The 23,926-nt window shown below is 33.8% G+C and carries 25 protein-coding genes; 8 read left to right on the forward strand and 17 right to left on the reverse strand.

The features are described 5' to 3' along the window. The 4 genes from KHA90_RS15495 (at position 1) to KHA90_RS15510 (ending at position 5,721) form a co-directional block, all read left to right on the forward strand. Positions 1 to 1,197 (forward strand): DUF4374 domain-containing protein, encoded by a 1,197-nt coding sequence (locus KHA90_RS15495; protein ID WP_213302266.1) that lies wholly within the window; start codon positions 1 to 3, stop codon positions 1,195 to 1,197. Between the two features lie 52 nt (positions 1,198 to 1,249). After that, the gene (locus KHA90_RS15500; RefSeq protein WP_213302269.1) at positions 1,250 to 2,743 is read left to right on the forward strand and encodes a hypothetical protein; all 1,494 of its coding nucleotides are present in this window, start codon (positions 1,250 to 1,252) and stop codon (positions 2,741 to 2,743) included. Between the two features lie 106 nt (positions 2,744 to 2,849). Further along, a complete protein-coding gene (locus KHA90_RS15505) occupies positions 2,850 to 4,265 on the forward strand; it encodes a DUF3526 domain-containing protein (protein WP_213302272.1) in 1,416 nt (471 codons plus the stop codon). A gap of 7 nt (positions 4,266 to 4,272) precedes the next feature. Then, positions 4,273 to 5,721: a DUF3526 domain-containing protein gene (locus KHA90_RS15510; RefSeq protein WP_213302275.1), complete on the forward strand. Its 1,449-nt coding sequence runs from the start codon at positions 4,273 to 4,275 to the stop codon at positions 5,719 to 5,721. 74 nt (positions 5,722 to 5,795) lie between these two features. Here the strand turns inward: KHA90_RS15510 and KHA90_RS15515 are convergent, their stop codons facing one another. The 17 genes from KHA90_RS15515 to KHA90_RS15595 all read right to left on the reverse strand — a co-directional run bounded on the left by KHA90_RS15515 (position 5,796) and on the right by KHA90_RS15595 (position 18,779). Beyond that, on the reverse strand, positions 5,796 to 6,398 hold the full coding sequence (locus KHA90_RS15515) for a class I SAM-dependent methyltransferase (RefSeq protein ID WP_213302278.1): 603 nt from the start codon (positions 6,396 to 6,398) through the stop codon (positions 5,796 to 5,798). Positions 6,399 to 6,413: 15 nt separating this feature from the next. Next, positions 6,414 to 7,766, reverse strand: a complete 1,353-nt coding sequence (locus tag KHA90_RS15520; RefSeq protein WP_213302280.1) for an MATE family efflux transporter — start codon at positions 7,764 to 7,766, stop codon at positions 6,414 to 6,416. Further along, the gene (locus KHA90_RS15525) at positions 7,763 to 8,698 is read right to left on the reverse strand and encodes a hypothetical protein (RefSeq protein ID WP_213302284.1); all 936 of its coding nucleotides are present in this window, start codon (positions 8,696 to 8,698) and stop codon (positions 7,763 to 7,765) included. Before KHA90_RS15525 ends, KHA90_RS15520 begins: the two co-directional genes overlap by 4 nt. Beyond that, positions 8,695 to 9,198, reverse strand: coding sequence for a glycine-rich domain-containing protein (locus KHA90_RS15530; protein ID WP_213302286.1), 504 nt, complete (start codon positions 9,196 to 9,198; stop codon positions 8,695 to 8,697). The genes KHA90_RS15525 and KHA90_RS15530 overlap by 4 nt, the downstream gene beginning before the upstream one ends. A gap of 290 nt (positions 9,199 to 9,488) precedes the next feature. Further along, positions 9,489 to 10,298, reverse strand: a complete 810-nt coding sequence (locus KHA90_RS15535; protein ID WP_213302294.1) for a 5'-nucleotidase, lipoprotein e(P4) family — start codon at positions 10,296 to 10,298, stop codon at positions 9,489 to 9,491. A gap of 31 nt (positions 10,299 to 10,329) precedes the next feature. Next, positions 10,330 to 10,692, reverse strand: a complete 363-nt coding sequence (locus KHA90_RS15540) for a MerC domain-containing protein (RefSeq protein WP_213302296.1) — start codon at positions 10,690 to 10,692, stop codon at positions 10,330 to 10,332. A 62-nt stretch (positions 10,693 to 10,754) separates the two neighbouring features. Beyond that, entirely contained in the window at positions 10,755 to 11,162 is a 408-nt protein-coding gene (locus KHA90_RS15545; protein ID WP_213302298.1) for a 6-carboxytetrahydropterin synthase, read from the reverse strand. A 15-nt stretch (positions 11,163 to 11,177) separates the two neighbouring features. Next, complete coding sequence (locus tag KHA90_RS15550; protein WP_213302300.1) at positions 11,178 to 11,657, reverse strand: hypothetical protein; 480 nt, start codon at positions 11,655 to 11,657, stop codon at positions 11,178 to 11,180. Between the two features lie 27 nt (positions 11,658 to 11,684). Continuing rightward, entirely contained in the window at positions 11,685 to 12,440 is a 756-nt protein-coding gene (locus tag KHA90_RS15555; protein WP_213302302.1) for a hypothetical protein, read from the reverse strand. After that, a complete protein-coding gene (locus KHA90_RS15560; RefSeq protein WP_213302305.1) occupies positions 12,437 to 12,862 on the reverse strand; it encodes a Fur family transcriptional regulator in 426 nt (141 codons plus the stop codon). Before KHA90_RS15560 ends, KHA90_RS15555 begins: the two co-directional genes overlap by 4 nt. Before the next feature lies 1 nt (position 12,863). Continuing rightward, positions 12,864 to 13,520, reverse strand: coding sequence for a GTP cyclohydrolase I FolE (folE, locus tag KHA90_RS15565; protein WP_213302319.1), 657 nt, complete (start codon positions 13,518 to 13,520; stop codon positions 12,864 to 12,866). Continuing rightward, entirely contained in the window at positions 13,517 to 13,909 is a 393-nt protein-coding gene (locus KHA90_RS15570) for a phosphoribosyl-AMP cyclohydrolase (protein ID WP_213302323.1), read from the reverse strand. Before KHA90_RS15570 ends, folE begins: the two co-directional genes overlap by 4 nt. Then, on the reverse strand, positions 13,896 to 14,426 hold the full coding sequence (gene dcd / locus KHA90_RS15575; RefSeq protein ID WP_213302326.1) for a dCTP deaminase: 531 nt from the start codon (positions 14,424 to 14,426) through the stop codon (positions 13,896 to 13,898). Before dcd ends, KHA90_RS15570 begins: the two co-directional genes overlap by 14 nt. Next, positions 14,427 to 16,361, reverse strand: a complete 1,935-nt coding sequence (gene thrS / locus KHA90_RS15580; protein WP_213302329.1) for a threonine--tRNA ligase — start codon at positions 16,359 to 16,361, stop codon at positions 14,427 to 14,429. Between the two features lie 2 nt (positions 16,362 to 16,363). Next, a complete protein-coding gene (mog, locus tag KHA90_RS15585) occupies positions 16,364 to 16,894 on the reverse strand; it encodes a molybdopterin adenylyltransferase (RefSeq protein WP_213302332.1) in 531 nt (176 codons plus the stop codon). Beyond that, complete coding sequence (locus KHA90_RS15590; protein WP_213302335.1) at positions 16,894 to 17,847, reverse strand: CobW family GTP-binding protein; 954 nt, start codon at positions 17,845 to 17,847, stop codon at positions 16,894 to 16,896. The genes mog and KHA90_RS15590 overlap by 1 nt, the downstream gene beginning before the upstream one ends. 23 nt (positions 17,848 to 17,870) lie before the next feature. Beyond that, entirely contained in the window at positions 17,871 to 18,779 is a 909-nt protein-coding gene (locus KHA90_RS15595) for an NAD(P)/FAD-dependent oxidoreductase (protein ID WP_213302338.1), read from the reverse strand. A gap of 169 nt (positions 18,780 to 18,948) precedes the next feature. Here KHA90_RS15595 and KHA90_RS15600 point away from each other — a divergent pair, with 169 nt between their 5' ends. The 4 genes from KHA90_RS15600 (at position 18,949) to KHA90_RS15615 (ending at position 23,851) form a co-directional block, all read left to right on the forward strand. Beyond that, complete coding sequence (locus KHA90_RS15600) at positions 18,949 to 19,332, forward strand: Fur family transcriptional regulator (RefSeq protein WP_213302341.1); 384 nt, start codon at positions 18,949 to 18,951, stop codon at positions 19,330 to 19,332. A gap of 196 nt (positions 19,333 to 19,528) precedes the next feature. Then, entirely contained in the window at positions 19,529 to 19,966 is a 438-nt protein-coding gene (locus KHA90_RS15605; protein WP_213302344.1) for a DoxX family protein, read from the forward strand. Then, positions 19,950 to 21,080 carry a chromate efflux transporter gene (chrA, locus tag KHA90_RS15610; RefSeq protein WP_213302347.1) on the forward strand — a complete coding sequence of 377 codons (1,131 nt, stop codon included), beginning with the start codon at positions 19,950 to 19,952 and terminating at the stop codon, positions 21,078 to 21,080. The genes KHA90_RS15605 and chrA overlap by 17 nt, the downstream gene beginning before the upstream one ends. A gap of 1,013 nt (positions 21,081 to 22,093) precedes the next feature. After that, entirely contained in the window at positions 22,094 to 23,851 is a 1,758-nt protein-coding gene (locus KHA90_RS15615) for an aromatic amino acid hydroxylase (RefSeq protein ID WP_213302350.1), read from the forward strand. The last annotated feature ends 75 nt before the right edge of the window (positions 23,852 to 23,926 follow it).

Genomic DNA, 23,926 nt, shown 5'->3' on the forward strand with positions numbered 1-23,926 from the left:
ATGAAAAATTTATCAATGCTTCTTGTAACCGCTGTTGCATTAGTTAGTCTATCCTCTTGTGAAAAAGACTCAGAACCGGCAAATCCAAATAAAGTAAATTATGCGCTATCCACAACGGGTGGAACAGGTTCCAACCAAACCACCTATTTATTTGGAACCAATGAGTTTCCTACTGGAACGTTGGGTACTTCAATGGCAGCCGAGTTGGCCAGTTCAGGAATGATGTACAAATACGGTTCCGATGTATATATATCAACATTTGGCGCACCAGCTACTTTGCGAAAGTTTGTTTTTGATGAAAGTGGTAAACCTAAAGAAATAGCCAATTTTTCTGTACCAGGTCTAAAAACTTTTGGAGCAGTAGAATTTGTAAGTGCTACCGAAGCTTATGCGACTCCGGTTGGTGTTGCTGGTGTACCCAAATTAATAAAATTTAATCCAACCAATATGCAGATAATCACAACCATTGATTTAACTGGCTTGCAAAAAACAGATGCAACCGATGTTTTTTATCAGGGTATGGTTATTCGAGACAATTTTATTTATATAGGTATTAATTATCAAGGTGCAGGCTTTATAAACCTAGAAGACAAAGTTTTTGTGGGTATCATTAATCGTACAACTAATAAAGTCGAAAAATTAATTGAAGATGATCGTAGTAGTGAGATGTGGGTTGGAGGAACAACATCATCGTTTATAGCCAATTCATTAATTAAAGACGCCAACAATGATATTTACGTGGCTGGATTTGCAAACAATGGGAAACCGAGTGGAGTGGTAAGAATCAAGAGTGGCACAACTGAATTTGATCCAACGTATTTCTTCAATCTTGATACAGCAACGGGAAAACCTTGTGCGGGATTATTTCATTTCGATAACGGAATGACTTTTACAGTCCGTTATTCCGACGAAGCAGCTTACCCATTTGATTTTTCAAATGACAAGCCTGCTGCCACAGCAGAAATTTATAAAATAGATTTGGCAACCAAAACTACTTCAGGAAATATTTCATCAACATTGCCAAAAATATTTGGTAGCCCTGCATTTATGACCAAATGGGATAATGATAAAATCTATTTTAATGTTCCGGCAGCAAATAATAATTCTGTTTATTCGTATAAAATTAATGGAGGTGCAGTTGCCAAAGAATTTGATTTAAGCTCAGGAGTTTGTAATGGTTTTACAAAAATTAACTAACACACAATTGTAGAGTAATTGGAAATAAAAACAATTAAATAGTGAAAAAAAAATGAAAAACTTAATTTATAGAGTAAATAAAATAGCACAAATAGTCTGTGTGTCATTACTAACAATAGTAATGTCGTGTGGTGTTGAAGAGGCAAGTATTGAGAAAGATTCATCTCAATATTCTTCAAATAATAATATGGCGAATCAGGTTGAATTCGGTAAAATTCTAGCAATAGCTGTAGAAGATGTTAATGTTAGAAATTTTATTAAAGAAGAAGCAAGTGTTCAATTTGATAATGACTATGACATACTTGTAGCTTTAGTAAAGAATAAGCAAGTTTATAATGGTAAAACTTTTCTGGAAATACTGAGTAAGTATGACCCTGAAAACAAACTTGATAAAATTTTAGAAGAATCTCCGCTTTTAACAATTTTTGTTCCTGATCTACAAAAATTCTCAATTATTAATTGGGATATTAATAAAGATGCAATTCCGTTAGTTGCCATTAGAAATGTGAATGATAAAAAAAGCACGATTGCCTTTTATGATAGTAAAGGCAATAAAAATAATGTACGATTTGATAAGGAACCCGATTTTCCAGTTTTAGTAATAAAGGAAAACGAAAGAGTTGTTAATAAGGATAATGCAACTGCCAAAAATGCTATTAGTAATGTTGGAGGTAAAATCAAAAGCGGAAAGGTTAATTTTGAGTTTATAAGCGAATCATTTAATCCCTCCATTGAAAATGAAGTAAAACCGAAAGGTATGAATGCTAGAACAACTATAAAAGGAGAAGGGGTTGATGCTAAGGTCTGGGACGCATACAAGTTTTCTACTCTTAATAGTAATTGTCCAACTTGTTATCATAGAGATTATATATATTATGATATAAATCAGTACTTAGGAAAACTAGAAGGGCCTCTTAATTCTACATACGAGGAAGCAATTACAGCAATTAAATTTAATACTGTTCAAGGTATTCAAGCAGCAACAGACGATTGGATGGAGGGTAACTTAGAACTATACATATACATATTTTTTTCAGGTTCATCTTCATCAGGTGAATTGGATAAGTTATTAAAAGTGGTAAACATCCCTAGAAGTTCGTTAAGTACTAATAATGTAACTCAAGAATACAAATTCAATCCTCCAATAAATATTGTAACTTGGAATATGCAAAAATATGGAGATAGATGGAAGTTTTGGGTTTATGAAAATGATCCATCAGGTACAGTATCTCAAACGATTTCACACAGCACCACAAGAGGAGTAAACTATAAGGCATCTGCTTCAGGGGATTTATTCGGTCTGATTAAATTAGGAGGTGAATTTGGAGGTAGTACAACGACTACAAATAGCAGTTCAACAACAGTTACATATACTACAGGTTCAGATAATTTAGGAGAAGCTATTTTAGAGTGGACTGATCCAATTGTAACTGGATTTAAGTTTATACCATTTAATGGTGGAGGAGGAGAAAGACCTGTGCCATCAACCACGTACGAAGAAAATACGGGATCAGTTCTATTATCTATTGAAACCGTAAAGAAATAACTGTGTCTAATTTTTTATGTTAAATGGAAAATACCAAATACTTTTCACAAAAACAATAAAGATAATTCCCTTTAAAAATCGTAACTAATTGATAATATAATAAGCAATGATATCTAATTTAATACAAAATGAATGGTTACAATGGCGACGAAATAGCCAAGTAAGATGGCTTACGCTGTTTTTGATACTCATTAGTCTCATTGCCCTTGTGCATCAGTTAAGCTATCAATCGCATTTGTTGGATACACGATTAAAAGCACAAGAAGATTCCAGAAAAGAGTGGCTTTCGCAGGAACTAAAGCATCCTCATATGGCTGCCCATTTTGGTAATTATGCCTATAAAAAACCCACGTCGCTACAATGTCTGGATCCAGGTTTAACCATATACACGGGAACATCCGTGTATATGGAACCGCATAGGCAAAATGATTTTTTGTTTAGCAAAAGCCAAGAAAGCGATACGGGATTGCGATTTGGCTGGTTAAGTCCTGCGCTAATCTGTCAATTGATTTTGCCTTTGTTCATCATTTTATTTACTTTCAATAGCGTAAACGGAGAGTTTGAGAAAGGGACATTGCAATTGCTTTTGGCTCAGGGAGTATCCTTTAGAAAAGTACTTTTCTCGAAAATGTTGGCAACTTTTATCCTTTTCGCAAGTTTTCTTATTCCTTATTTCCTGCTTACCGCAATCCTTTCTTATATATTGTTTGATGGAGACTTAAATCTGGGATCACTGCTATATCTCCTTGTGATTTATTCTATTTATTGCATTATTTGGTGTTTGTTGGGGGTTTTGGTTTCGGCACATATAAAAAAAATTGGAACTTCTATTGCCTTTTTGTTACTCATTTGGATGTTTACCAACATTATTATGCCTAGAATGTCGGCCAATTTAGCCGAAAATATTTATCCATTAATTACTAATTATGAATTAAAAAAAGGAATAAAGGAATCGATAGACAATGGTCTGGACGGACACGACCCCAAAAGTGACAGAGCCTTAAAAATTGAAAAGGATTTATTAGTAAAGTATAAAGTAGATAGTGTGCAGCAATTGCCATTTAATTTTGAAGGGTTTATTATGCAGCAAAGTGAAGATTACTCTAGTAAAGCTTACGATTTACATTTCAAAAAAATATTTTCGACCCTGGAAAATCAAAAGAAGGTACAAACTTGGATGGGGATTGCTAGTCCATTTATTGTGATACGGAATTTATCGATGTCTACCTGTAATGCAGGACTGGAATCCGAAATTGATTTTCAGACCCAATCCGAAAATTACCGCAGGTCATTTGTTCAAAATATGAACAATGATATGAAGGACAATTCTGCTTACAATACATTCGATACCTATCGGGTAAAAAAAGGAAAATACAACGCAATTTCAGATTTACATATTGAAAACAAATCACTTATTTGGTTGCTGCAATCGGTAATTATAGAAAATATTTGGTTGCTCGTTTGGAGCATTTCATTATTTATTTTAATGTTCAGAAGCCGAATTAATCTAATTTATAGTTAAAATAAAGATGAAAAATAGTAATACAGTGTACTCGAAAATTTCATTAAAAACCCAATTTTGGCTTTTCAAAAAACACTCCATAAATAGCGTGATTCTTTTTGCGTTTTTAGCAGTAGGAATGTATGGTTTGTACCAAGGTTTTGTTTTCAAAAGCAAACAAATAGAGACAATTGAAAACTTTAAAACCGAAAAAGAAAGGGATTTAGCAGTACTTATTCGGGGTTTTGATGCAGATACCACCACAGCAAAGGGAAAAGAGGACTATGAAAATGTTACAGGATTATTATCGTCCAATCGGAATATTACTTTGCCAGTATTCAAAACCCCATCAAGTACTTCTCTATTTTGCATTGGTCAAGCCGATGTGTTTCCGTACTATTATACGGTTAAGGTCGAGAGCTTTTTTATGCAATTATTCAAACAAGGAGAAATAGCCAATCCGTTGCGGTCATTAGCAGGGCACTTTGATACCAGTTTTTGGATTATTTATTTACTGCCATTACTGATAATCATCCTTTGTTTCAATTCGCTATCCAACGAGTTAGACAATGGCAATTGGCGGTTGATAAACAGTCAGGGGATTTCGAAGAAAGAATGGCTAAAATCTAAATTTTTGCTAGTAGGTTTGATTATTGAATTGATGGTTGTTTTTATCGTAGTTATAGGATTGATCGTAAATTATTGTTGTTTCAATCAAAATCCGACAATAAACGATTTTTTGTTTTTTGTGGGAGCTAATTTATATTTTGTCTTTTGGTTATCCGTGGTATATTGTATCAATTCGATGGGTAAAACCACTAGTACTAATGCTTTATATTGTGGAATAATGTGGACTATGACCTGTATTGTTATTCCAACTTTATCTACTGCCTTGATAGAGAAAATAATTCCTGTAGATAACACAGCGATTAGTAGAATGTCGAGAAGACCACAAGGCTCGAAGTTTGATGATCCCACTTATGGAATAAAACTGATTAAACAATTTGGTAAAATCTATCCTGAATATAAAAACGCCAACATAAATCCAGAAACCAATGCGTTTTCATTTGCAGTTTATCTAGGTTATCATCGACTTTTGGATGATGCTAATACGGTAAAAGTCAAAAAATATTTTGAAAATATTGAACAAAGACAAGAATTGATAAACTCTAGTTGTGTAGTTAATCCTACTGCAGCAATAGATGGTATTTTTACCTCTTTGGCTAGTAATGATGCGCTTGCTAATCATTCGTTTGTATGGCAGACAAAGACGCTGCACGATAGCCTAAATGCTATTTATTATCCAGCATTATTTTTTGACAGAACCGTAACAAAGAAAGATTATGATGCCTTTCCTGTTTTTAAATATAAAAATACAGCCTCCATTTCGATAACTATTCTAGTATGTTACGCCTTAATGGGATTATTATCTGCTTTTATTTTTGCTATGAGCAACAGAATGTTAAGAAGGATTTAGAATTTATTTAATCTGATAAAAACCCATCTACGGTATATCCGGGATGGGTTTTTTATTTTGTGAAAAAATGTTTTTTAAGATATTTTTTTTGACACAATATGAAACACGTGCCAATTTTTTTCTTTCCCATCAATTGATTTGCCTGCTTTTTCTACTTCTTCAAAATATTCCAGTTCAAATCCGGCAAAAAGATTTAAAATTTGTTCTTTACTGTGAAAGGTTTTCTCCGGATCACTTGCCCACGAATCATTAACTCCAAAAAAATGCCCTGCAAATCGACCATTTGGCAAAATAGATTGTATAATTTTTTGCCATAGAACATTAAAATTTTCAGGATGACAAAAAGGGAGTGAGAAACAAGCATTTACCAGCAACACATTGGGAAGTGTAATGACTTCAAAATCGGCTTTAATTAAAATCAATTTAGAACTGTATTCTACTGGAATGCCATTTCTTAATTCTTCTATTGCCTGTTTTTGGTTATCAATAGCAATTACTTCCCATCCCTTTTCGATAAGTGCAATAGTATCTATTCCTGTACCACAACCTAAATCGCAGGCCATTGGCAAATCTACTTTTTCTTTATCAAATAAAGCAATGGCTTTTACAAGAGTTGCAGAAGCTGACAGCTTTTTTTCCTGAATTTTTTGGTAATGCTTTTTCCAACTACTATTCATTTTTTCCAGATTTTATTATCCTACAGCCAAGGCATTTACTCTTAATTTTTTAAACTCATAAGAGGTTAATAAGAATAGTATAGTCAGGTATAAAAAGTTTTCGATAACGATACTATAATAGATTCCACTTGTGCCATAATAAAAGGGTAAAATAAGTATAAGGGGTATAAATAAAATTAATTCCCTTCCAATGGATATAAAACTAGATTTCTTGCCTTTTCCAATAGCCTGAAAAAAGATAATACCACTTGTTCCAATCGGGAAAAAAGGGATGATAAACAATATGGTTCTGAAGTATTCAATTTCCTGTGCAGAGAGCACTTGGTCAGGAAGCATTATAGAAACAATTGAGGAAGGAAACAGCGTTAATGGTATCCATATAAGCAAAAGAAATAAAATGCCCCCAGTCCTGAATACCCCAACGGCTTTTACACATCTTTCATAATTACCAGCTCCATAATTAATACCTACAACCGGCTGTAATACTTGCAATAGTCCAAAAACTGGCATAACGGAGAAAGTAAATATTCTGAAAACGGTTGAAAAAAAAGCCAAGTCCCAATCAGTGCCATAGTGCGCCACAGTTTTAAAAATAAAGACCTGACGAATAAAATTGGTTCCCTGAATAAAAAAAGCAGACAACCCAATTGTAAAAACATTCTTTAGCATTTCAGTATCAATCTTAAACCTGATTTTACCTGTTTCGAAAGAGGCTTTTCCAGATAAAAAATATCGAAGAGTAAGAAACGCATATACTGTCATTGCTATAATACTGGCAAGAGCAGCGCCTTTTATTCCAAAATTTGCGTAATGAATTAATATGGGAGCAAGAACAATATTCAATACCACCGAAATAATAGAAAAACGCATCGCTTGTTTTATTTTTCCTTCGGCCCGAATAAGGCCATTTGCAGAAAGACCAAAAATAGTAAAGAAAATACCGAAAGACCATATCTTATAAAAATCAGACCCATATCGCAACACTTTTCCTTTTCCTCCCATCAATGATAATAATTCATCAGAGAACAAAAATCCGATTGGCATAAGCAAAGCCGAAGCAATAACAGACATTGTAAATAGATTACTCAATACTTTTTGTTGAATAACTTTATTATCAGATCCAATAGCCCGACTCAAAACCGATGCAGATCCAGAGGCAATCATAACCATAACCGCTGTGATTAATATCGTTAAAGGAATAACCAAAGAAATTCCGGCAAGCGCATCGGCTCCAATAAAATAACCAATATAAAGGGAATCTATGAAAGTGTTGAGTGAAATGACAATTGTAGCAATAATACCTGGCAGAGACATAGTCCACATCAGTTTCCACAGATTATCATTTTTTATATCCAAGGGCTTGCTCATAATTTTATTTCTTGTATCAAACCACTTTGTACTAATTCCTGATAGGCATCCTTATATACTTGATCGTTTTCAAATAGTTCTTTAGTATTGAGACCATCTGCTTTTAACCATATTTCTTTTGAAATAGTATCGAGCTTAAAAGTTTCATCAGTATCTTTTGGAATCACATAAATTACTTTTCCAAAATCTTCTTTTTTAGAAAGCGAAAGCAATTGTTGATTTCGAAGGCTTATTATTCCTGAGCCTTCTGTCAGTGGAATAATTTCGCGCTCTTCATTATAAAGTAAAAATGTTTTTTCAGAATGATAGGTAATCGGAAATTCAGTATTTGCAGGTATTTCAAATACTTGTAATTGAGTAGATAAGTCGTCTCCGTTCTCTATGCATTCTACAATTTTTACAGGAATAGGTTCTGTAGAAAGATTTTTAACAATGACGATAAAGCCTTCAGATTGTTTTTTGATTTCTTTTATCTCTAATTTTTCGACAAAGAAAAAATCATCGGAAGCTGTTTTAGAATATCGAATTTCCCCATTACTATGCACTTCGGATATCAATTCATATTTTCCTATAGGTGCATCGTCGGGAATGTTATAATAAAAATAATAGTGTCGCCCAGATTGAATGGCTGTTAATATATCAACAAGAACCTCACGTTTAGCTTGTCCAGATAGATAATCTGCCAAAACCAGAAGTGGTGTGTTCTTATTGAGGTATTTGTATTTGGGAGTTTTGTTTTCTGAAAACTGTTCTTTTGAGTCAGGTAAAGCAAGAATGTTGCCTTCATAAAGCATTGTAACTACTCCATCGGGTCTTTTTACGCCAATACGTACAAAAGGAAATATATGAATCCCTTTTAAATGAGCAGTATTGAAATTCCAATGAATAGTTACTCCTTTGTTTAGAAGCGTTCGTTTAGGAAAAATGCTCATTCTTTTCTTAGTTTTTTAATACTTTCTTTGCTGTATTTTACAGGATACACGGTAAACCATTTTATTACAGTTTCTTCACCCAGGTAGTCATAAGCAGTACTTATAAGATGCTCCATCTTCTGAAGATATTCTTTCATTGCTCCATCAGGATCTGTCTCGTTTTTTATTTTGTGATCCTCTTTTTCTTTTTTCGATGCAGGAAGATGATGAAAATATCTGCCAAAATGCTTGTTACAAAATGAGTGGTACTCTTTTGTAAACAAAATAAAGTTGTGCCACATCTCATCAAGAATCAACAAATCATCGGGAATAAATATTCCTTTTAACTGGCAAATAAAAAGGAATTTACGGGTTTCCTTAAATAAATCCTCAGCTTCATCTTCATTCACATTATACATATCCCTAAATCTGGAAATTATGTCTGGATTAGAATATAAAAGCATATTATCAAGCTGAGATTGGTCAATATCAACTATTTCTTTGTAATTTTGCTGCTCCATTTTTTTCAAGTATTAATGGTAAAACAAAACGGGAGAAGCAGCTCGAACTGCAACTCCCGTTCTTTGAATTAAAGTGTAGCTGTACAGTGACCGCATTTGCTACAGTGTGTTCCTCCAACGCTTTTTGCAGAAAGAATTGCTGCAATTAAAGCTTTTTTTGAATTTACCATCTTTTCAAGTATTAATTGTTATGTCTACTCTTTTTTGGGTTTTCGACTTCTCCCATTTATTATAATACAAGTGTAAATATATGAATTATTTTATTATCGCAACAATGTTGCTTTAATTTTTTAATATCCTTTCAACAACTCTCTTCGGATTTTTTCTTTTTCATCGTCTGTTTTATGCTCATAATTGTAGAGTGCACTTACCCATTCGCCATAAGTCGCATTGGGCAAAACAATGAATTTTTTGCCCCATAGTTCTTGCTCTGCATCGGTGGCAAGAAAGCGGTTGGCAATTGTTTTTTTCTCGAAAGTGTCTTTAAAATCATTTAGATTGTCGCCTAAGAGCATCACAATATTGTACTCCTTGGCTATTGTCAATCTGCGCACTTCTTTAGAGGAAGTATTGCTCTTAAAAAGACAATGTTGTGCATCGGCATTGGGCAAACCTAAATTTTTTAAATCTATCAGCGTACTTTTTACCGAAGCCGTATCTCTATTGGAAACATAAAAAATAGTGATTCCTTTTTTGCTTGCTTCCTGCAAAAAAGCTAATGCTCCTGGGACTGCGGTAGATTTGGATGCTGCAGTCCATCGGTTCCATTCGGCATCGGTCATTTGCTTGTTTTCTTTAATGAGTTGCGCTCCCACATAACTATTGTCGAGTATGGTTTCGTCTAAATCTGTGATGATGGCGAGATTCCCTTTTTTGATTTCTTTTTTTGGAATTTCATTCAATCTCAAAGTCGCAAAATTAAAAGCTTGGTAACACAAGGCTCTATATTCTGCCGATGTTTGTTGCCATAAGACAGGGAAGATAGTTACTTGACTTTCTTTATTGTAAATGGTTGATTCTTGTGCAATTATTTCTTTGGAATTAAACAAAAAGAGCATAAAGAGAACTGCTGTAGAATAAATTTTAAATTTTGTTTTCATTTGTTGATTTTTAGAGAAAAATAATTGTTAGTTAAGAATGTATATGCGATTTAAAATTTAAAAAATGACCTATAATCATACCTATTCCTCCAACGAAAATTAATCCGCTATGAATGTCAAAGGCAATCTCTAATAGTACACTTATCACGATTATCACTATCGATAATCCTAAAATTATTTTGACAGTGCTTGTAGCATTACTCATCAAAATTTTTGATACTACGAGCATTCCGATGCAGGCAAAGAAGGTATCTACAATGTAATCATCCGAAAAGCCGAAGGGAATCAGGGCAAACAATGGAAATATAATACAATGAATTAAGCATAATGTAGCACTCGAAATGCCTAAAATATCGTAGGGAGTTGTCGTTTTTTTAACTTCTGAATTTTTCATTTAAAATGGTTTTAATACAAATATATATTTATTGGATTTAATGCAGTGTTGTTGCGTTAAAGTTAATCACTTATTTCCACATAATTTTTATTAGTTTCAAAAAGGGTTATTCCCAATTGATGTTCTTGTGGAAGTAAGGGTTTTAAAATCGAAAAAATAACCAAAGCAAAGTTTTCTGTAGAGGCAATTTTGTCTACAAATTCGGGACAATCAAGATTAAGATTTTTATGGTCAAAACGGTCTTCTATTTCGGTTTTTATCAAATCAGCCAAGACTTTCATATCCATAACATAACCCGTTTCGGGGTTTATTTGCCCTGTTAGTTTTACAATCAATTCAAAATTATGCCCGTGATAATTGGGATTGTTGCACACGCCAAACACGGCTTTGTTTTTAGCATCACTCCAATTCGGGTTGTGCATTCTGTGGCAGGCGTTAAAATGAGCCTTTCTACAAATGGTAATTTTCATTTTGTTTTTATTAAATTATTCCAAAACTTCCTCGTATTCTGTTACAACAAGACCTTCGATGGGATGAAAATTCAGTTCTATTTTCTGACTTTTGAAAGCAATCCAAAAAGTAGTACTCAAAAAATGTCCTTTCTCTCTAATGGCTGTTATTTCCTGAAAAGAATTCGGCAATGCAAATTTCCAGATTGCTAATGTTGTAGCTTCTACTTTTTGAAGTCGTATTTGCTGTAAAAATTCGGTTTGCAAACTTGCTTTGTATTTCTCAAATTCAAATTCGGAGGTAATTGCTATTCCAGTATCCTCATCATTCAATTTAAAAATCAAAGAAGAATTGTCATCAAAAACAAATTCAATAACATCTATAAAACTATAATGTTCGTCGGGATTTGATGCGTTTATCCAATAATAATAGAAAACCGAAAGGATTTTGTTTTTGGTATTAAAGTGTTTGAGTAGTTGAATTTCTTCGGGTTTTAGATGGGTTATTTTTTGCATTACTATTTTTTATTTTACTTGGATGTTTTACAAATCTTTAAAAGCGGGTGTTTCTAAAATCGAAATATCAAAAGGCTCATCATCAATCTCATTGGTATTGATGAGCTGAAAATTTCGCACATCGACCATATCGTTGAGCTCTGGCGATGTATTGATAATGATGCCTCCCAATAAAAAAATACGCTTACAGGGAAATTCTTTTTTAGACATTTTTACTAACACTTGTATCTTTTTATGAATCTCTTCGTAGAAAACTTCGGTAATTTCTTTTTTGGGATTTTTAGCTTCCAATATTCTTTGTTTATAAGGCATTACGGTTCGTTCGAGCAATATCTGTTGGTAATCCATTTCGGAATTGATGGGAACATATACCTCACTTTGTTGTTGCAGACGTTCGAGTCCAAGCATCAAAGCACCGCAACTGTTGGTCAATCGGGATTGTCCGGGACGTCTCATTTTTCCTAATTCGCCTTCATCCGTAATTCCAATGTGGGGTGCATAAAAAATAAAAGCATCGCCACCGTCTGGAATATGATGTGCAAAAGCCACCATTCCTGTAAATCCTGAATACGGCAAACCTCCTAAACCACCCATCGAAAACGGACGTGAAAGTACTTTCCTAAAATCGGTAGAAACATTGACGTCGTCAGAGCAAAGTGAAGTGGCAAATAACATTTTGGACAAATCAGCACCATATTCTTTTTCTAAAAAGGTTAGGTATTTATCGGTTACAGCTGTGCCTGTTTCGGCATTGGGATATTCGTTTAATACAAATGGATTCATAGTGTTTCGGGGTTTTTATTTTGACAGTTTTCACAAGTGCCTTCAATTAAAAGGTTCATCGTTTCCATTTTATTATTACCCAATAATTGAAGGTATTCGGTGGGTAAATTCGGGAGGGAAACAACGGTTTCGCAATCCTTGCATTTAAAATGAGATTTGCCATTGCAATCAGGTTTATGACGGTTTAAGGTATAAATCGCTGTTCCAGTTGCGTTACAAAATTTCTCTAAAATTCCTTTCTCATAATAGGTTTGCAAACTTCTAAAAAGACTGGATCGATCGTGTTTTAAACTAAATATTTTTTCTAAATCTAATAAGGTAAAAGCCTTTTCAGAACCTAAAAAAACACACAAAACATCCAATCTGTTTTGGGTAATTTTGAGTCCGTTTTCTTTTAGTAATGTTGTGGCTTCTTGTATCATTTTAAATCATCTTAAAAAAATCATTTCGCACTTGGTCGTCTTCAAATTTCCCACCAAATTCCAATGTTGTCGTTTTGCTCGATTTGTCATTGACACCACGGGTAGAAACGCACAAATGCTCGGCTTCGACTACTACAATGACATCATTGGTTTGAAGAGCATTTTTCAATTCATTAAAAATTTGAATCGTCATTCGTTCCTGCACTTGTGGTCGTCTGCCGTAATATTCCACAATCCGATTCATTTTGGATAGCCCAATTACTTTTCCTGACGAAATGTAGCCAATGTGTGCTTTGCCAATGATGGGCAAAAAATGATGTTCGCAAGAGGAATTAAAGGTTATTTGACTCTCAACCAGCATTTTATTGTATTGGTATTTATTGTCAAAAACTGAAATTTTCGGTTTGTTTTTGGGATCTAAACCCGAGAAAAGTTCTTTCACATACATTTTTGCTACACGATAGGGCGTACCACTCAAGCTGTCATCGGTTAAATCCAAACCTAATTCTTCCATTATTTTTTGATAATGAAATGAAATAGATTCTATTTTTTGATCGTCTGTTTTGGCAAAAGCATCTGCACGCAATGGTGTTTCTGCCGATGTGCCGATGTGGTTGTCGCCAATAGTATCTGCTTTATTTTGTTGCTCTTGTTTCATTTTGATTTTTGTCTTAAAAGATTTATTTTTCGATAAAAACAGGCTTTTCTGTTTTCTCCTTTTTGGTTAAAGGTGTGACAGACACCACCGTTTTCTAAAGTAACCTGATATACCAAAGAATCTTGGTCGCAATCAATCAGTATGTTGTCAATTTTCAAAGTATTTCCAGAGGTTAATCCTTTTGTCCATATTTGTTTTCTTGAGGTGCTGTAAAAGGTAGCTTTGAGTGTTTTTAAACTAATTTCAAAAGCTTCTTTGTTTACCGTAGCCAGCATCAATAGTTGTCCTGTTTTTGTTTCTTGAACAGCAACAGGAAGCAAACCGCCACGTTTCTCAAATTGCAAATTCAGGTTTTCGGTTTCTTCTAATTCTTTTTTACCAATTGTCATTTTCAAAATCTTTAAATAAATAACTCGGTTGAATGCTATCGTTTTTTTGATACTTTCCGCTTGAGTAAGTTTCAAATTCCCCTTCGATAGTGTGGTAATAAAGTTGGCAAACATCAATATTAGGATAAATAATCAATGGCTGAATGACAAAGATTTCCAATGTCCAATAGCCCTCAAAACCCACATCGCCAAAACCTGCCGTAACGTGTATGAACATTCCCAAACGACCAATACTGCTTCTGCCTTCTAGCATTGGTACATAATTATAGGTTTTAGTATATTCTACCGTTCTGCCCAAATAGAGTTTGTTGGGTTCTAATAATAAACCCGATTTTGGAATGCGAATCATCGATGCTTTATTCTCCATTTTCATATCCAAAATGGTGTTGTCATAAACCAATAATTCTTCGTGCAATTTCAAATTATAGCTATTGGGATTGAGTTGTTTCGCATCGAATGGTTCAATCGAAAGATCTGTTCCGAGATTTTTTTCTATTTCTTTTCCGCTTAAAATCATTTAGATTATTTTAAGTTCTCTTCTAAAATTTTCTATGAATTCCGAAACTGAAACGATTCCTTTATCCCCCTCGCCGTGTACCCGAATCGAAACTTTGTTTTCCTGACTTTCTTTTTCGCCCACGATAAGCATATAGGGGATTTTCTGAGTTTCGGCATCCCTGATTTTGCGTCCAATTTTTTCCTCACGTTCATAGACTTCAATTTGCAAATCGAATTCCTCGTTAATTTGATTAGCAATTTCCTGACAATACGGAATATATTTGGATGCAATAGGCAACATAATTACTTTGGTTGGAGCAAGCCAAACAGGGAAATTACCACCCGTATGTTCGATTAAAAGCGCAATAAAGCGTTCCATAGAACCAAACAACGCCCGATGAATCATTACAGGACGCTGATTTTGATTGTCACTGCCCATATATTTCAAATCAAAATTTTCGGGCATCATATAATCGACCTGAATCGTGCCAATTTGCCATTTTCTACCAATAGCATCACGCACCATAAAATCGAGTTTTGGACCATAAAAAGCCGCTTCGCCTTCTTTGGTAGTGGTTTTCATTCCACGTTCTTGGGTGGCTTCTATAATGGCGTTTTCGGCTAAATTCCACATTTCGTCTGTACCTAAATACTTTTCTTTATTGGTAGTATCACGCAACGAAATTTGGGTCTGAAAATCGGTAAAACCTAATTTCCCATATACCAAATTCACTAAATCGACGACTTTCAAAAATTCATCTTTCAGTTGGTCCGGTCGGCAGTATATATGCGCATCGTCTTGGGTAAATCCTCTCACGCGAGTCAATCCGTGCAATTCGCCACTTTGTTCGTAGCGATATACCGTGCCAAATTCGGCATATTTTATAGGGAGTTCTTTATAGCTTCGGGGTTTGGTAGCGTATATTTTGCAATGATGCGGGCAGTTCATTGGTTTCAAAAAGAATTCCTCATTCTCGGCAGGTGTTTTTATAGGTTGAAAAGCATCTTGACCGTATTTGGCATAATGTCCCGAGGTAACATACAATTCTTTCTTTCCAATATGAGGTGTTGCCACGTGTTGATAGCCTGCACGCATTTGAATTTTTCGCAAAAAACCAATTAAATTTTGTCGCAATGCTTCTCCTTTGGGAGCCCACAACGGCAAGCCCATTCCTACTTCTTCATCAAAATAAAAAAGTTCTAATTCCTTGCCTAACTTCCGGTGGTCGCGCTGTTTTGCTTTCTCTAAAGCTTCAAGATATAAATCAAGTTCCGCTTTTTTGGGAAATGAAATTCCATAAACACGAGTCAGCATTTTGTTTTTTTCGTTGGCACGCCAATAAGCGCCCGCAATAGCAGTAAGTTTTACTGCCTTTATAAATGAAGTATTCGGAATATGAGGGCCCGCACACAAATCGGTAAAATTTCCAGTTTCGTAAAACGTAATTGTTCCGTCGGGCAAACCTTCAATTAATTCTAACTTATAGCCATCGTAATGTTGCAGAAAAAACGCAGAAGCCACACTTTTTGAAACTTCTCTTCGAATGTTCAATGATTTTTTCTGGGCTAATTCGAGCATTTTATTTTCGACTTTGGTAAAATCGGCATCAGTAAATTTGTGTTCGCCAAAATCAACATCATAATAAAATCCGTTTTCTATAGCTGGACCAATGCCGAGTTGTACGCCAGGATATAATTCTTGCAACGCCGCCCCAAGCAAATGAGAAGTCGTGTGCCAAAATGCATTTTTGCCCTCGTCGTCTTTCCAAGTTAGTAAATTGACTTTAGCCTCATTTGGAATAGCATAATTTAAGTCAACAATTTGACCGTTTGCATTGGCCACAAGGACTTCTTTGGCTAAAGAATTGCTTATAGATTCCGCAACATCTTGAATAGAAACTGATTCTTGATGAAATGTTTTTTGAATATTTGAAGGTAATGTTATCGTAATCATACTTATTTTTTAGGTCTAAAAATTTGGATTTTTTCTGGATTGCAAATCATAAATGGGCCTTCGAGCAAATCGATACAATAGGGTATGGCTGGAAAAATGGCTTTCAGGCAAGTTTCTATTGCACTAGGTTTTCCGGGTAAATTCACAATTAAAGTTTGGTTCCTGATTCCTGCCGTTTGTCTTGATAAAATTGCCGTGGGAACATACGCAAGACTTGCTGCACGCATCAATTCGCCAAAACCCGGCAGCATTTTTTGACAGCCTTTTTCGGTGGCTTCGGGGGTTACATCTCGTAATGCAGGCCCTGTTCCGCCGGTGGTAAAAATCAAACTGCATTTTTCGATATCCGATAAATGAATTAATTTTTCAAGTATCAGCTCTTCCTCATCAGGCACTATCAAATAGGCAAAATCACAGCTGTCATTGGTGTAATTATCAACTACTTTTCTAATTTCAAGTCCTGAAATATCTTCATAAATTCCTTGACTGGCTCGGTCAGACACGGTCAGAATTCCTATTTTTATTTTTTTCATTAGAATAGTTGTAGTTTTTTATTTTTAACAATAGCACTTTTGAGTAAACGCTCTATGGTTTTTAACTCTAATTCTTTTCCAATAAAAACCAGTTGGCTTTTTAAAATCAATTGGTTTTCGACTGGAGAAATGACCACTGTTTTTCCAGTGGTTTGTACCAAGAAAACTTCATTTTCTGCATTTAAAACATATCCTTTTATCCTGTAAATCTGATGGTAATACAAATAGAGGTTCTTAAAAAGTTCGTATTTCAATTTTTGAATATCAAAAAAATCATCTGTTTCATAGAGCATTGTTTTGATTTTATGAACACTTTCAGATTTATAAATTGTGGCAGGAGTTAGCGGTTTTTGACTGTTTTCTATCTCCAAATTCATTCTATCTAACGAACCATCATTTGATAAAATAATAGTTGTATATGGGTTTATGGCTTGTATAAAATCTTTTATATCTGTAATAATTTCGGAGGCAACCAAGGCTGATTTATTAATAATCACAGTGCCCGCAGCTACAATTTGTTTTGTCACTTCAATATTAGAATCTTTATAGAAAAGTATATTTTCAGCATCAACAACAGTTATGATTTTCTTTAAATCGAAAGCTTCTGCGACATAAAGAGCTGTAAAATTTGCCGCAATTTCGCCTGCATCGGCAATCCCCGTTGTTTCTATAAACAAATTATCGGGTTGGTTCTCTAAAGTATGAATTCGGGTCAGGGTTTCTAATAATTGGTTGTTTATCGAACAACAAATACAGCCATTTGTGAGTTCATAAACAAATTCGAAAGTTCCGTTTATTAATGTTGCATCAATATTAATTTTGCCAAATTCGTTTTCGATTACTACATTTTTTTCGGTAGAAAATTGCTTTAACAAATTGTTCAGCACAGTTGTTTTTCCAGAGCCTAGAAATCCTGTGATGATGTAAACGTTTATTTTTTTGGGCTGTTCCATTTTAAGCTTTTTTCGAATGTTATTTAAAATTCTTCTTCAATTATTTCTCTACTTGCCATTACACCTGCTAAAGTTCCCATTGCAACAGCATTTGATATCGCTCTTAGCATTGTGGTATTATCTCCACAAACAAATATTCCTTCTTGGGTAGTTTTTTGAAAAAGGTCCGTTTTTATAAGGTTATGTTCCGTCAATTCGCAACCTAATTGTTCTGGGATATTGCAATGTTGTACAAATTTTGGTTTTGCATATAAAGCAGTTATTTTTAGGGAAGTTTTGTCTTTAAATTCAATACTTTCTAATCGTCCTTTTGTATGGTGTAAAGAATCAATTTCGGTTTCTATTATTTTTATGTTGTGTTTTTCAAGTTTTTCAGTCTGTTCGATTGTCAATGTCGATTTTCCATTCGTGAATACGGTTAAATAATTTGTCCAATTTTGAATCATTTTTGCTGTTTCAAATGCCATATCTCCGTTTGCAAGAATTCCTGTTTTTTCATTCTTGTATTCATAACCGTGGCAGTATGGGCAATGGATAACCGAAATCCCCCAACATTCTGAGAATCCATTTATATCAGGTATTTGATCCTTAACACCTGTTGCAAATATCAATTTCTTAGCAGTAAATTTGTCGTTTATTTGCGTAGTAATTTCAAAGCCGTTCGTTGTTTTCTTTCCACTTGTTGCAAGTCCATTATAAAATTTTACAGTTTCATATTGCTCCACTTGTTGTTTGGCAAGAGTTGCGACCTCTTTTGGTTTTTTCCCATCTTGGGTGATGAAGTTATGAGAATGTGGGGTTTCAATATTGCAAGGTTTTCCACTGTCTATAATTAATACATTTTTCAAAGCTCTTCCCAAAGACATTCCTGCTGAAAGACCTGCATAACTTCCGCCTATAATTATTACATCAAAATTGGTATTGCTTGTCATATTTTAAAAATTTAAAAATGCTTTTAATGAAAATGGCAAGGCTAATTAGCTATAAACCACTATTGATTCTTTCTTAATTTTCTTGTACATTTGCTTAATGCAATTTGGTTGCAAATATACTTGGTATTTTATTAATCGCAACAATGTTGCGTTATATATTTTGGTAATTATGAAAACTATACGAAACACCGCCTCCAAAACGGCTATTTTAGAATTAATAACTCATTCTGAAGTTGCATTGTCACATGTTGAGATTCAAAAATTGACAGGAGATTTATGTGATAGAGTTACTATTTACAGAGTTTTAGAACGTTTGATCAATGAAGATCTGATTCATAAAATTGCCACTCCGGACGGAACGGTTAAATATGCAAGTTGCCATCACCATCACGATAACCACCATCACATTCATAATCACGTACATTTTAGTTGTGAAAAATGCCTTTCGGTAACTTGCTTGGATTCGGTTGAACCTTCTTATAAAATCCCCGATAATTATTTGGTAAAAGAGGTAAATTTTACACTTTCTGGGTTGTGTCCAAAATGTATATAAAGATTTACAATGATTTTGTAGTTCAAATAAATGGTGATTAAAAAAAACTTCTTGAAATCCCACAAAGAATAAAGATAAGTTTCAAAAAAAATCCAGCTAATTCTAGTTTTCAATCTACAAATCACAAATATTATATGATACTAATTCCTGAAAAAACACCTTTTTCAAATCAATATTTCAAATAAAAGACTAAATTATGTTGCAAAAATTAATAAATACAGATAATTCAAAAACAACTATTTTAATCCGTTTGATGGTTGGAGTAGTATTTTTATCAGAAGGAATACAAAAGTTTTTATTTCCTGATACTTTAGGAGCAGGAAGATTTGCTAAAATTGGTTTGCCATCACCTGAATTTTTAGGAAATTTTGTTGGTTTTTTTGAAATACTTTGTGGTGCATTAATCTTAATTGGACTTTTTACACGTTTAGCAAGTATTCCAATTATAATAATTATGCTTGTTGCAATTGCAACAACAAAAGCAGAAGTTTTAAAAAACGATGGATTTTGGGAAATGCTTCACGGCAGTAGAACAGATTGGGCAATGTTACTTGGAGGAATTTTTATTCTAATAGAAGGTGCAGGTAAATGGTCGCTTGATAAGGAATTAAATCAAAATGGAAGAGAAAAATAATTTAAAAGAAATAGCAAAATTATTTTTGAAAATTGGTATTATTGGTTTTGGTGGTCCTGCAGTACACATTGCAATGATGCAAGATGAAGTAGTAGTCAAAAAAAAGTGGCTTACTGAGCAACATTTTCTTGACTTAATTGGGGCTACAAACTTAATACCTGGTCCCAATAGTACCGAAATGGCTATTCACATTGGACACGAAAAAGCAGGTTGGAAAGGATTGATTGTTGCAGGATTTTGTTTTATTTTCCCTGCTGTAATCATTACATTGTTTTTTGCTTGGCTGTATAAAGAATATGGTGAAATTCCAGAAATAAAACCTTTTTTATACGGTATAAAACCTGCTATTATTGCCATTGTACTTTCAGCAATTTTTCCTTTGGCAAAAAAATCCTTAAAAACAATTCAACTAGGAATTATTGGAGCTATTGTTTTGCTGCTTTCACTAATAAATTACAATGAAATAATTTTAATGTTTGGTGCAGGAATAATTGCAGTATTCCTATATTATTTAAAACAAAATACGAATAAAAACATAAATGCTTTTATTCCGCTAACACTTTTTCAAGTTTCAAATAATAATTTAATTTCAGCAACAAACTTAAATTTATTCTTGATTTTCTTAAAAATTGGCGCAATTTTATATGGAAGTGGATATGTGCTTTTCGCTTTTCTTGATGCAGAATTAGTTTCAACAGGACTTTTAACGAGAACACAATTAATAGATGCAATTGCAGTCGGACAATTTACACCCGGACCCGTTTTTTCATCTGTAACTTTTATCGGTTATCAAATTAATGGATTTTCAGGAGCAATAATTTCAACTATTGCCATTTTTCTACCCTCTTTTGTTTTTGTTGCACTTTTAAATCCGTTAGTAAAAAAAATGCGGAGTTCGACATTATTTTCCATCTTTTTAGACGCTGTAAATGTTGCGTCAATAGCAATTATATTTTCTATTTGTTTAGAAATGGGAAAGGAAACTATTATAGATTGGCGAACTATTATAATTGCTTTATTAAGTATTATTATAACTTTTAATTACAAGAAAATCAATAGTGCGTTTATAGTTCTAGGCGGTTCATTAACAGGGTATCTTTTGACTTTAATTTAGATTTAAAAAGTTCAAAATTGATTGAAATAGTAAATTAAAATTCATCAATAACAATAAAAAAAATTCTAAACGCTAATTAGCCTTGCAAAATAAAAATTCTCCTTTTTGTTTTAAGTATATCCCATAAGTATGCTCATCTTTTGGAATATTGAAGATCAAGCTCCATTTGATCTTTTTTGCATAGATTCTGCAACCCAAAGCTAAATATCCAAAGTTATTTTTAAATCTTCTTGGTGCTCTAAATATCCTTTCAAAATGTGAACAGCAAAACTAAATTTATTATGGTGCGTTTGATGTAAGACAATCGTTGCAGTTTCTATTTAAAAAAAAGAGCCCATTTGAAAATATGCTAGTTGACATCGCAATGATAATTATGATCATATTCATAATCACATACATTTTAGTTGTAAAAATACCTTTCGGTAACTTGCTTGGATTCTGTACAAACCTGTTATAAAATCCCAGATAATTATCTGGTTAAGTAGTTGAATTTTAATCTATCAAGCCTGTGTCCGAATTGTAGTTGAAATAATTAATAAAGCACTAAAGAGTAACTATTTTTAATATTGATTAAAAAATAGTTACTCTAATTTTTCGACTTATTTACATCACTACAAATCCAAAATATGTGACAAATGTAATTCAATGATTAACAAAAACAGGATAGAAGATAAAACCTTTCGCCTATTTATTGTATTTTTGTGTTTTAGTTACAAGAAATAGTGGAGTAAAATGATGCAAAGAGAATCATTACTAAATCGTTACCTTCTAAGATAGACTAACTCGTAAACTACTATTTATAAACTACTTTAGTCATAATTTATTTTTTTTCTTTAAAAACAAAAAGATATAGCGAACAGCAGGAAATAGCTCCTAAAAACCCGCATCAGCTGTCAAATGAACTTCATGAAAAACGCAATAAAAGTGGCTTTTGAAGAAAAAAAATGCAGTAAACAGCAATAAATAGTGGTGTAAATTCGTAATTTTACATTCTAATCTACAACGTTTTCGAAATGAATGCAAGTATTGAAACAAACCCGTTATTAGAGCGATTGCCTAAACATTTAAAGCAATTTATTAAACCTCAGGATTATAGCGATTACACACCTATAAACCAAGCGGTTTGGCGTTATGTAATGCGTAAAAATGTAGATTATTTATCAAAAGTCGCTCATAGTTCGTATTTAGACGGTTTGCGCAAAACAGGAATCGAAATTGATTCTATCCCAAGTATGTACGGCATGAATAGAATCCTGACCGAAATTGGCTGGGCTGCGGTTGCAGTTGACGGATTTATTCCGCCAAATGCTTTTATGGAATTTCAGGCGTACAATGTATTGGTTATTGCGTCAGATATTCGTCAGTTAGAACATATTGAATATACGCCTGCGCCGGATATTATTCACGAAGGCGCCGGACACGCTCCTATTATTGCGAATCCTGAATATGCTGAATATTTACGCCGATTTGGTGAAATAGGATGCAAAGCGATTTCATCACACAAAGATTATCAAATGTATGAAGCGATTCGGTTGCTTTCGATCTTGAAAGAAGCAGAAGATACGCCACAGGAAAAAATTGACGAAGCTGAAAAAGCTGTTGCCGATTTACAAAACAATATGGGCGAATTGTCTGAAATGGCTCAAATTCGAAACCTGCATTGGTGGACGGTTGAATATGGCTTGATTGGAACTGTTGAAAACCCTAAAATATATGGCGCAGGATTACTTTCTTCTATTGGTGAAAGTGCCTGGTGCATGACGGATAACGTAAAGAAAATTCCTTATGATATCTCGGCTGCGAATCAAAATTTTGATATTACGCAATTGCAACCTCAACTTTATGTGACACCAAATTTCTCTTTTTTGAGTTTGATCTTAGAAGAATTTGCTAATAAAATGGCTTTAAGAACTGGAGGACTTTCGGGGATTCAAAAGCTGATTCATTCGAATGCTTTAGGAACAATTGAATTGAGTACTGGTTTACAAATTTCGGGCGTTTTCACGAATGTAATTCAAGATGAAGGAAAACCGGTTTACATTCAGACGACAGGAAAAACGGCTTTATCCTACCGCGAAAAAGAGTTAGTTGGACACGGAACTTTAACGCATCCGGAAGGATTTGGAAGTCCGATTGGGAAACTGAAAGGATTTAATTTAGCGATCGAAGATATGAGTCCAAAGGATTTACAGGCTTATAGCATTGTTGAAAATGAAACTGTAAAACTGGAATTTGAAGGCAATATTATTGTTGAAGGCGAAATCATTACGGGTTCCAGAAACTTACATGGAGAAATTATCCTGATTAGTTTTAAAAATTGTACTGTAACTCATGGCGAAACGATTTTGTTTCAGCCTGAATGGGGAAATTACGATATGGCAATTGGTAAAAAAGTAGTTTCGGCTTTTTCCGGTCCAGCCGATGTGAATAGTTTTGACTTGATTAATTCTGTTCCTACAACTACTACAATAAAAGCAAAACATACAGATGAACGTGATGATTTAGAAGTGCTATATCAAACGGTTCGATTGATTCGAGAGAATAAAGATTCTAAATCTGAGTTGAAGTCTGTGTTTGAAAAACTAAAAGAAAATCATGGCAATGATTGGTTACTTTCGGTTGAAATTGCAGAACTTTTGAAGGATTCAAATGAAGAACAGCTTTTACAGGAAGTGTTGATTTATCTTGAACAATTGAAAATTAAACGTGCTGAGGTGGCGCATTTGATTGCTGGTGGTTTGGATTTGATATTTAATAAGGAAACTGTTTAATTTATTGCCCACGGGTTTTACTGGTTTAAACTGATTTCCACAGGTTTAATTTCTCGCAAAGGCGCGAAGCTACAA

This window comes from Flavobacterium psychroterrae (genome assembly GCF_018380615.1).
Lineage (GTDB): Bacteria > Bacteroidota > Bacteroidia > Flavobacteriales > Flavobacteriaceae > Flavobacterium > Flavobacterium psychroterrae.